Here is a 12,060-nt window from a genome sequence, read left to right as displayed (position 1 = left end):
ATGGAGCACGTAACTATGACCCTTCGTTAGGTCGCTGGATGAACATTGATCCCGATCGCTCGGGTATGCTCAACGATAGGGCGGAAATTCTTTCCGTACCGACAAAGAGAATCAATAAAGAATAGAAATGAGAAACCTCGCAAATTGCGAGGTTTCTTGTGTTTTATAACGAAGCTCCATTTTTCTAAAAGAAATCTTTAAACTTCTTTCGGGTCAAAAGATATCTACCATTTTTTTCTTCGGGTTCATATATTACTATACAAAGTGTTATTTTAAAAGAATAAAAAAAGCCTGATTTCTAAAAATCAGGCTTTACTTTTTTTAGCTATTTCTCAAGCTCAAACAGAATATTAAGTTCGTTACTTCTTAATAAAAGATTTAGTTACATAATTATTTCCTGTTTGAATACGTAATAAGTAAACGCCCGGAATCAAATCACTACAATTATAGGCAAGATCAATTCGTCCCACCTCATAAGTCTTATCCGTAATTATTCCTACTTCATGTCCACTGATATCGAACAATGAAACAGTAACTTTTTCCTGCTCCGTTTGCATAAAAGAAATTGTTAGGTTTCCTCCTGTTGGATTTGGATAAATATTCAAACTAACATCAGTAGAAGAGTCTTCCTCCTGAATTGCTTTTTTAGCAGTAACTGTACAATTCGGAGTTGTGCTGAATGCCATTGTTGCTGCTGAGAAGTTTGTGAATGCAGGATTAATATCAATATTAGACGCATCTCCGGCACCTTTTCCGTCACATTCTGATCTACCATTTCTCCAATAAGGAAACTGCAGATAAACACCAGCTGTAGAACAGCTTCCAATTTCCGCATCACCACCCACTACAACTGATCCGCCAAAGTTTCCGGCAAATAACATCGCATTTCCTTTAATGTTTGCAGTATTTGCAACTGAACCGCCTTCCATCCAGGCGTTTCCTTCCACTATGGCACTACTTGATAAAGTTGCATTATAAACACATGCGTTGTCTCTTACAATAGCATTTCCGCTGACGTTTCCACCATCAACCATTGCATATCCATCTATACGGGCATTTCCTGAAATAGTACCTCCCCGAACAATTGCATAAGGCCCTACGTATACTGATGATGCAACACTGGCATTATTAGATACCCATCCACCACCATTGGTATGTAGGTGTCCGTTTGTTTTAAGAAACTTTCTAAAATCAGCTGCGGGCTGAAATCCTTCCGGAGTGGCATTGGCAATTTTTAATTCATACGGATATCTTCTTTGCTTCGGATATCCTTCATCCATATTATAATTTACATGCACTTTCGGAGCTGAAAATACTACCAGAAAAATACCTGATTCTGTTGCTGTATTTAAGGCAAATGATGCCTCGCCATCCGTTTTATACATTGGACTGTAACGGGATACAGTACCATCGGCTTTTGTAGTAACAAAACCATATCGCCATCCGGCCTGTGTAGGATTTACTTCTGTATGTCCTTTAAATTTTATTGTAACTTTCTTTTGAGTTCCTGTACAGGTTGGGTATAACGGAATTATATTCATTCCGTAATCCTGCGGGGCCCAATCATTATTCGTATAAAACTGATCAGTTGTTCCTGCAACTTTAGTAAGAAGTGTATATTGTCTGCTTGTATATCGGGGCATATAATTTTTAATGGACGTATATACTTCTCTAATTTTCTTTCCAAAATTACTGGTTGCATTTATTTGGGAATTCCATTGAATAGGGTAATCAAATGCCGGTTGTCGCTGCGCATAACTCCATAGATAATCACCAAGCTGATCCTGTGTAAAACCTTTTAATCTTTTAATAGTTTCCAATGGATGTTCCTGATTTTTTGATTCGGCCCACATTCTTCTGGTGAAATCAAAACCTTCTTTTTCCTGAACATAATACATCAGGTGAAAATTTGTGTAATGATGACGATTAGAGGACCACATAAAGTTTCTGGTTTGTATCCATCTGGTGAGGGTTCCATCTATCTCTGCCCATTGTGAATAGGCCTGGGAGCGCATGAAATTGGCATGGCCTTCAAAAAACGGGCCTGCCCAATCATACCCGGAAAAAGCGGTTCCATTACCCGGGTTTTCCTGAATATGCATCATCATCTGCAGTGTATGGGCAAACTCATGAGACAGTGCACCTCCGTCCCTGGTTGCTTCAGGATGTACAAACATAGCACCGATGGTATTACTAAACGAGCTGGCTTGTGCAAACGCCTCTAACCTTGGGTCGGTCGAATTCCAGGTATTCATCATCATAATAATGATTTTGTACTTTCCGAAATTTGTTGTTGATGCATTATTGATAAAATGTAAATCGGTTATATAGCGTTTAAAGCTGGTTTCGAGCGTATCAGCAACCGATTTAGGGGTAAAACGTAACGAAGTATCTGAGTATGTTGCGGGATTGGTACCAACTTTATCTCCCCAGTACAGAACAAAGTTAGTCGATTCATATTTTCGTGAGCTTGATACTTTATTGTAAAACTCATTGTTGGGGTCGCTCCATTCTGTAGGAGTAAAAAGGGTTTTCTGGCCCATTGCAAAATAACTGCAAAGAAATAGGACAACTTGTAGTAAAAGTTTTTTCATAAGACATTAATTAATAGGTTAAGATTATTCTTATGTAAATGTAAATATCAATTTATAGTTTTTATAAGACAATATTAACTTAATTTAATACTATTTTACCTATTATAAGTCTATGTGTTTGTTATACAATTATTTAACCTAAGGAATTAAGATTACAAAACAAGATATGATTTGAAAAGAAAGATTACAGAATTTAATTCTTCCCTTCTACAGATATAAGTTCTGACACAACACTGTTTTTCTTGTAAATTCAATCCAAGCTTCATCAGGAAATCAGCAGAAAAAAGGATTCCCTGATTAAAAAGTATTATTCTGTTTTTGGTTTAGTCTGTTTCATCAGTTTCACCAAATCTTCCTGATTCAGCGCATAATCATACATACGTAATGAAGCTATAAAACCCGAGAAATTTTCTCCAATATCAGATGCTCCTATTGTAATTTTGGCTTTATCAATAGCAGAAGATAACAGCATACTTTGCGAATTATCCAAAATACCATCAACATACACTTTTTCTACAACACCATCAAAAGTCAGAACAATATAATGCCATTTATTCGTTTCCGGGATTTTAGTAAATTTCATATCAAAATGGCCGTCTAAATGCACTCCCGCACCATAATTCCCACTGTTGTAGGCCAAAGCATTGTATGAATTTGCCAGACCAAATTCATGCCTGTCACACCACGATGCCAAAATCTCTCCTTCGTTTGCTATTTCAGGATTTTTAACCCAGGCTGCTATGGTATAAGAACCATTCCATGCCAAGCTTTTTGGTACCGGTTTATCTAATATAAAAGCACCATTTGTAAAATTGAAAGCCTGAATTCCTTCTGATTTTTCTAAAGATACTTCGCCATTTTTTGTAAAAGTTCCTCCAAGTGAACCTTTGTTGGAAATCTTATTTATAGCTGAATTGCCGGAAATTTTACTGGCATCAAGATCAAACAATAGTTTTTTAGTACTTTTTACTGCAGCAACTGTATTGGATTCTTTATTTTGCAATTGCAACGGAAAATCAAATAAGGAACTATAAACCTTGATATTCCAAACTGCTGCATATAATCCGGTTTTTTCAGTGGCTAAAACGGTCAATTTCAGATAACGTACCGCAACCTCATTATCATCAATCATCGGGCTTCCGGCTGTACGATTTTTAGATCTGTCGGAATATAAATTCCACTTAATTCCATTTACAGAATATTCCAATTTATACTGATAATAATAACTGGCAAATTCAAATTGGGTCATTACCCTTTTGATCTTTTTTTCTGAACCTAAATCGATAATTAGATATTCAGGAGATGTATTATCAGCCGCTTTCCACATTGTTGCATTATTATCATCAGTAGCAAAAGAAGGTTGATACTGATAATCATATTCGGTAGATTTTAAATGATAAAAGGAAGAAGCCGTGGTTTTTGTCTTAAAAGCAATATTTTCCGGAACTTCGGATTTTAACAACACTACTCCTTTATTTGAAGCTATAACTGTTTGTATTGTCGAGTCATTTTCAAAAATCATTTTATCGACACAAACTTGTCTGGCAAGTCCACCTCTGGTCATCGGGTAATCGTGTTTATGGTACACAATGTAGTAATCGTCTTTCTCCTGTAAAACAGAATGATGTCCCGGACCATGAACCGTTTTATCTTCATTTGTACTCAAAATCGGATTATTTTTTCCGGGAGTAAAAGGTCCGTAAGGCGAATCTGAATACGAATAGCGAACGTTGTATGTTTCATCATGACAAGATGCCCCGGAATACATAAGAATATATTTTGAGCCTTTTTTCATCATATAAACTGCCTCAAATGGAGCGGGCGTTTGTGCTAATGGTATATTTGTGGAATGTGTCATTCCGTTCATGGTATTTTTATTTAACTCTCCCACGGCATAGCCACCATTGTAATGTACCCACGTTCCCCAATATCCATATATTTTACCATCTGAATCTTTAAAAAACTGTGCATCGAGCGATGGAAAGTTTTCTCTTGGATATCCATTTGAAATTACCGGAGTGTCATCTTCACTTAATTTTTTCCAGGGTCCAACAGGCGAATCCGAAACATAACCATAAATATTACAGCCTATTTCGCAGTTTCCAAAATACAGATAATATTTACCATCGTCTCCTTCAATTATATCGGGAGCCCAAAAATTGGTAATCGATTTTGCTGAAAATGAAGGGATTTCCATTGTATAATTATACCAGTTTTTGAAATCTTTGCTATACCAAACCGTAGGCGCGCCCGATGCCAGCATTTCATTATCAGTCGTGGCATAGATATAATAAATGTCTCCGAACTTTTTAATGGTAGGATCAGCAAACCAGCCCGGTAAAATAGGATTTCCAGCTCCGGGAGAATTTACATCAACGTCTTTTTGTGCAAAAATAGTTCCGGTAAAAACGAGTATGATAAGACTGTAAAGTAGTTTCTTTTTCAGCATTGCAATTATAAATTATTTGAGTAAAATATTTTTATACTTTCAGAAATCAATGTCATCCTGAGCCCATTCGGCTTCTCTCAGGATTAACTTAGTCGAAGGCTTGTCAATTGGAACGGGCTTCGACTCCGCTCAGCCTGACACCTGTTTTTAAATTATATCCGATGAGTTTTTATTAATATTTCCAAACCAGTACATCAGCAGTTTTTATTGCTTTGGTTCCAATAATGATTTTGGCGCTTTCCGGTAAATTGATATTGTAGATTTTATCCGAATAATTGACCGCTATACCAAATCCGTCACGATACTCAACCATAATTCCTTCCGGGTAATTTTCTATAGGAGCATTTTGTTTCTGGTATAACTTTCTTAATACTTGTTTTTCGAGGTCGCCATTTTTGGAATCTACACCAATGTAGGTTACTGTTCCTTTTCCTAAATTATGTGAAATAATAGCAGGCGTTCCAGAGTAAAAATCGCCATCATAGGTTCCCCAAATTTCTGTTTCTTTATTTGGTTTTAGTAAATCTCCCCAGCTGGTCCATCCAAATTCCTGATTATTAAACTTTATTATACCGGGAGATTGCGGCATTAACAAATCATACGATTCTATTTGAGAACCGATTAAATTCCACATCGGTTCATAAAATTTAGCTTCCCAAAGATGCCCTTGACGGTTTTGAATTCCGGATCGACAACTCAATACTAAATTCCCTCCATTTTTGGCATACAAAGTGAGTTTATCAATCATTTTTTGATCAATCATCTGATAAGCAGGTACAATCAAAAAAGGATAATTAGAGAAATTAGTGGTATCCCGAACAAAATCGACCGGCGCACCAATAGATTTTGCTGCTTTATAATATTTTAAGAAATGCCCAATTGTATTCCACTCTTTTGTTTGCTTGTTTAACTCAATACCCATAACATTGTCTGCATTAAAAAGAATTCCGGTTTTACGTCCTAAATACTCCTTTGGTAATGTGGCTTTGGCATCGTAAATTTTTCGCAACGTATTAATTTCCTTTATAAACTGGGCAAATTCTGTACCGCCAACGGTTGGTGTTACACCATCTGTACCTACAATTCCATAATGAAACTGCTCAAAACCATATAAAGGAGCACGAAAACGATACGTACACGTAAATTTACTGCCACCTGCAAAAACATGCCATAACCACATACGAATACTTCCGGGTAATGGCTGTGGATTAATACTTCCCCAGTTTACTTGTCCCGGCTGCAGTTCCATACAACCATACATACCTTTTAAAGGACGAAAAAAATCATTAGACATTCCAATAGCAGTATAATCGCCTAAACGATAGCCTTTTGGACCAATTCCAAGACTTCCGCCATAAACTAAATATCGTGTATAACAATCAAAATCCAATTCTTTGCTCATTCCAACAAAACTTTCATCGTAATTGGATCTGTAATTAGACGTAATCCATTGGTCTTTGGTTATATATTTGCGAATAGTAAGTGCCTGACTATCCAGAAAAGTTGCCGTTTCCTCGTCAGCAAATCTGTAATGATCTAATTGAGAATGTAAGTTCATTCCCCATTCTTTATGCAGTGGAATATTAATTTGACTAAAGTCGCTATAAGTCCCACTCCAGAAATTGTTGCCCCAAGCTTGATTTAAAGCGTCAATAGTTGCATATTTTTCCTTTAACCAATTACGATATCGCTGTTGTGCATCTGTTCCATAATCCAGAAAACGCGAAGGCTCATTATCTACCTGCCAGCCAATGATGTTTTTATTGTTGCCATATCTTTTTGCTAATTGTTCAATCATTTTTAAAGAATAGCTTCGATAGTAATTACTTGAAAATGATGCGTGTTGTCTCGAACCGTGATCTGTTTTGGTGCCATCTTCATAAGTAGCCAGTATATCGGGATGCTTGCGAACGAGCCATACGGGAGGTGTCGCTGTTGAGGTACACATAATAATTTTTAAATTGTATTTTGCAGCAATTCCCACCGCTTTATCAAGCCATTTAAAATCATAAACACCTTCCTGCGGTTCTAATTGTGCCCACGCAAATTCGCCAAAATGGGTAAACTCAAAACCCATTTCGGCAATTTTTTTTAAATCACGATCCCATTGACTCTGATCCCAATGTTCCGGATAATAATATACTCCTACTGTGGTCAGGTCTTTTTTTGGGAAATATTTGTCGAACTTTTGGGCAGCTGAATTTAAGCTGGCAAGTATTCCAAATAAGGCAAATATTATTTTTTTGAAAAGGTGTTTATTTGATTTCGGCTTCATTTCTTCATACTTATAATTTAATTTGAACAGCTTTATTTTTCAAAGCGATTTTATAGGCACCCCTAACTTTTTCATAAGGTAATTCTACATCCTTATCTATTCTTAAATAAGCATTAGATGTATAGGCTGTTTTAGGATCCAAAGTAATTGTAATTACGCCTGTTTTAGTATTGTAATTTACTTTTTTAAATGTTCCTGCATCTAATGTCAGCCATAATTTTTTCGGAGCAATGAATACTTTGGATTTTGCGGCCGTCGTAATTTCTACTTCAACCTCATCTCCTTTTTCTTTTACATTACCTCCAAAAGCAACCCAGCCATAGTCTTTTTCATTGGTAATAAAAGTAGCTGTATTCACAGCATAACCAAAGAAACCGGAGCCATAATCTCCTGATAAATAATCTATTCTTAAAGTTTCAGGATACGAGTGAAAAGCCGCAGACCCAAAACCATCTTCAGTAATATTTGAAATTCCGCCTAATAATCCGCCGTAACCTACTTTTAGTAAATGAAAATCATCAGGTGTTTTTCTGAATTGTTCCAAAACCGGAATCGCATTTAAAGCTGATCCATAATGATGTATCTGACGTTCTACTCTGGATAATTTTCCCCCATATAAAAAATCCCAGTACCTGCGGGCATTTCCATTATAAGCCCAGTGAGGCATTGTAGGCATATAGGCTAAAATGGCATCCAGCGTGATCTTCGCTTTATCTGTATATCCAAAATAATCCGACCACATATAGACTTCTTCCTGACCTGTTGAATCCCAGGGCATTTCACTTCCAAAAGGATAATTAAGCGTTCTCCAGTGATCTGCTCTTTCTTTCATTTTAGCTTCCAGATTATTCGCCATTTCTGTATATCCTTCCGTTTTTAAATCTTTTAAAATCAATAAAAAAACCGTTCCTTCCATTTGTCCAAACTGCGCGTAATAAGGTGCCAATCTTGTCATTGCAATGCTGGTTTCGTAAGCATTTTTCAAATACCAATCCCAGGCGTGATTGGTAACCAAACCATCATGATATCTGGCCAGGCGATACATCGTCCAGTATGCAGCGGCAACGTGCGGATAATTATACGATCTTCCCGGATCATCAGAACCTTTTTTGTCCCATGCTGCCCAGGTTTTATAATTCACATCTTTGCTGTATGTTCCTTCCGGCATTTTTGTAGGTTCGTAATAAAAAACACTTTTTTTAACGCCGTATTTAAGTGTATCAGCCGTATTATACTGAATTCCACCCCACAAAGTTTTATCAACAAACTGCTCTAATTTTTCTACTTCTTCTTTTTTTGGATCAATCAATTGCTTCATGATTGCACCCAGCCATCCTCCTGCTCCTCCTTCGTCACTTAAACCGGAAATCCAGACACGACTGTCCTCACTCACTTGTTTTTTCGTTTCATAATCATAGGAGATTACCGAAGGATTTCGATGAAAAGGATCATTTTTCTCGTCAAACCATTGCGCTGTTGTCAAAAAATGTCCAAAATCAGCAATTACCTTGGTTTCAGATTTTATTACTTTATAATTGATCGTTTGCTCTAATCCGTCTTCGTACACTACTGTTAATCTGGCTCTTCCCCATTTTTTTCCGTGTACTGCATATTGAAAATAACCGTTTTTGTTTTTTGATTTTTCCTCTAAAACTAAAGCTCCTTCCGGTTCTATTTTAAAAGATTTTACTGCTTTTTTATATTTTAGAAAAAGCTGTCCGTCAACATCCTGAGGCAAAACGTAGCCCGGAACTCCAACTGCAACAGGGCGCTCGTTTTGAATTAAACCAGACTGAATATTTTCAATTTGGTCAACTAGTACAAACTTCAATGAAAAACTTTTAGCCTCTCCCGGTTGAAGTACCAATGAAGTTGGCGTGTTCCATTGTTCGGCAGTTTTCCATTCATTTTCAGCATAGGCTTTACTTAATGGCATCCATTCGTGGAAACCTTCAAAGACAATACTTCTTGGTGTTTCATCATCCAATAATGGACGATACGCTTCAAAAGGCATATTCTCTTCCGGAAGTAACAATAATGCAGGCCCATGACCACTTAGTCGTTTCACTTCAAGATAACCGGCATCTTTACCAATATAAGGATCAAAAAAAACGTTGTGAAGATGCGTTTCATCTAATGTTTTTCCCTCTAAAATATTATTAAAGACCATCGGAACACCTAATGCTCCTATTTCCTGAGCGGTGTTGGATTTGTTCGTAATTTCAAAACGCAGAATTAAATTCCCTTCTTTTTCTTCATAAAAACGTTTTATCATTACAGGAATATCGGCTGGTAATGTATTCGAAAGATCGGCTGCAGCCAAAATATTTCCGGAAGCATTCAAAGCAGTAACAGAAGCTCTCTTCGCAGCCGTGGAATAATTTTTCCAGCTTCCATCTGCTGCTTTAATTCGAAGATTGATGTCTCCCAATTGATAAAGACCATCTTTATCACGAATAGAAAGTCGTTCACCTGGCGTAAAATCGAAACTCTTATCTGTAACCGGAGACAAAGCCGCTATTGTTTGAGAAGATTTCAATAATTTGAGTTCGAAAGATTTGGTACTCAAATTGATAAATCCTTTTTCTGTTTCGAGCGTCGATTTTTTTGCTTTAATTCTATCCCAATATTCTTGTGCTTGTAAAGTATTTGAAGCAATTGCGCAGCAAATCATCAAAACTAATACTCTTACTTTTTTCATAATTTTTATTATTTTTTAAATCCTTTAAAACAGACATAACTAGCTATGTGAAAGAAATGTGTTTCTTTTATTTTCTTTTTTTACACATAAAATCTATGTTTCTATGTGTTCAAAATTGAAACTATTTTCATTATTTAAAATCGGTTGAGAATTTCCAATTTGTTTTATAATCTTCAGAAACCGGTAAATCTTCTAATACAATTCGGAGCATTTCGACCGGCATTATATTTTCTTTTAAAACACGGTCATGAAACTGCTTTTCTGTCCAGCCTTTGGCCAATAATTCATTTCTTAAAGCATAAAACTGCAACCCTCCTGTCATGTATGCTACCTGATATAATGGAGCGTCTCCGCTGGCAAAAGAGCGTCTGACTTCTGCTTCAGCGTTGGCCTTTTCATGTCCCACTTCATTCACTAATAAATCGATACATTGCTGCGGAGTCATTTCTCCCAGATGATATTTTAATGAAAATATGATTCGGGCGCAACGGTGTATTCTCCAAAAAAGCATTCCTAATTTTTGTTCCGGTGTCTGCGGAAATTGTTTGTTCCAAAGTATTATTTCCCAATATAACGCCCAGCCTTCCATCCAGAAAGGAGTATCAAAAGGAGCGCGATATGATTTGTAACGGCTGTTCATGAAAAACTGCAGATTATGTCCCGGCAATAATTCATGCTGCACCGTCCCGAAAGAGAAATTTGGATTATTGCCGCGCATACTCATCAGCTTATCTTTCTGATCCATATCTTCAGTTGGATACGAAATACTGATTTCCCAGCCTCCGGTAAAAAACGGATTTACTTTTTGACGTTCCGGCGTCATCATAATCATCTGCCAGGTTTCTTTCGTTAGTTCAGGCAAAGTGATTAAATCCCTGTCTTCTATAAATTTTACTGATTGATTATACAAATTAGTAATCGCCTGTGGCTGCTCTCCGGCTGGCACATAAGTATCTTTAACATGTTCGAGAGCTTTTTTCCAATCGTTTCCATAACCTAATTCTGTAGAGGCTTTTATCATTTCTTTTTTGCACCATTCAAATTGATTCTGTGCTGCGGCAATAAGCTCTTCCGGAGAATACGGAATATATTCATACGCCAGACTTTTGATTACGGCATCTCTTCCAATTGGTTTTCCAACTATGCCGCTTCCATCATCTTTTATACTTGTTTTAGAATAATTTGCTCTTAAAAACTCCTCATAAATTTTAAGTTTTTCTGATAGATTTTTATACGGTTTTTCCATCCACCAGGTAAAATCAGGATCATAACTGTAATAAAAATTATAAGCTTCTTTTAATGTTTTCTCAAAAGAAACCACAACTTTAGCGGCCTTTTCAGCAGCCAGCCAATCTTTAAAAGGTTTGGTTTTCAGCAGTTCGATTTTCTTGTCAATATTTGTTCCTGCTGCATCAAAAGCTTTTGCCAACTGATTTGAAACTGGTCGTTTTCCTCTTTTCCTTTCTTTAATAAAAAGGGTGATATCGTCTGAAAAGTCTAAAACCGAAGCCACTTCTTTATACGCTTTGTATTCTATCTGTAAAAAATAATTTTCTTTGCTTATCAGGTTTTTTAATAATAGATAATCTACTTTTTCTTCTTTTGATAAATTTTTAAAATCAATACTTTTTACAGTTTTTCCCCAATCCTCATAAAACTTAGAAAACCGCACATAATATTCTTCGGACTCATTGTTGGAATAAAAATTTTGCAGCGCATTTTTATCTGCCTGAAATGTATTAATTACATCTACAAGCTGATTTGCAAAGGATTGAGATGCCATTGCTAAAAATAAAAAGAGGCTTAGAACTGATTTTTTCATAGTATTGATTTGATGATTTTAATGCCGGGTTATTGTTTTTTTGCCACGAATTACACTAATTAAATTCGTAATAATTCGTGTAATTCTAAGTCTTTTGTCCCAAACCCACTTTCTCGAAAATCTGTGTTAAAATATTTTCTCACGCAGATTTTGCAGATAAAGCAGATATTTAATACTGCACTCTAAAATAAATCTGCTTTATCTGCAAAATCTGCGTGA

Annotated in this window: 5 protein-coding genes; all 5 read right to left on the bottom strand. The window is 36.3% G+C overall.

Annotated elements, in window-relative coordinates; genetic code table 11:
• Positions 1-359 precede the first annotated feature (359 nt).
• Positions 360-2,594 (bottom strand): DUF6055 domain-containing protein, encoded by a 2,235-nt coding sequence (locus tag PMI10_RS17475; RefSeq protein ID WP_007810462.1) that lies wholly within the window; start codon positions 2,592-2,594, stop codon positions 360-362.
• Between the two features lie 307 nt (positions 2,595-2,901).
• Positions 2,902-5,043 (bottom strand): family 43 glycosylhydrolase, encoded by a 2,142-nt coding sequence (locus PMI10_RS17470; protein ID WP_007810459.1) that lies wholly within the window; start codon positions 5,041-5,043, stop codon positions 2,902-2,904.
• A gap of 172 nt (positions 5,044-5,215) precedes the next feature.
• Entirely contained in the window at positions 5,216-7,318 is a 2,103-nt protein-coding gene (locus PMI10_RS17465) for a beta-galactosidase (protein WP_007810458.1), read from the bottom strand.
• A gap of 10 nt (positions 7,319-7,328) precedes the next feature.
• Positions 7,329-10,019 (bottom strand): DUF5695 domain-containing protein, encoded by a 2,691-nt coding sequence (locus PMI10_RS17460; RefSeq protein WP_007810457.1) that lies wholly within the window; start codon positions 10,017-10,019, stop codon positions 7,329-7,331.
• Positions 10,020-10,149: 130 nt separating this feature from the next.
• Positions 10,150-11,841: a DUF885 family protein gene (locus PMI10_RS17455; protein WP_007810456.1), complete on the bottom strand. Its 1,692-nt coding sequence runs from the start codon at positions 11,839-11,841 to the stop codon at positions 10,150-10,152.
• Positions 11,842-12,060: the final 219 nt, after the last annotated feature.

It is taken from the genome of Flavobacterium sp. CF136 (assembly GCF_000282055.1).
Lineage (GTDB): Bacteria > Bacteroidota > Bacteroidia > Flavobacteriales > Flavobacteriaceae > Flavobacterium.
This window is presented reverse-complemented; position numbering and strand designations above follow the sequence as displayed.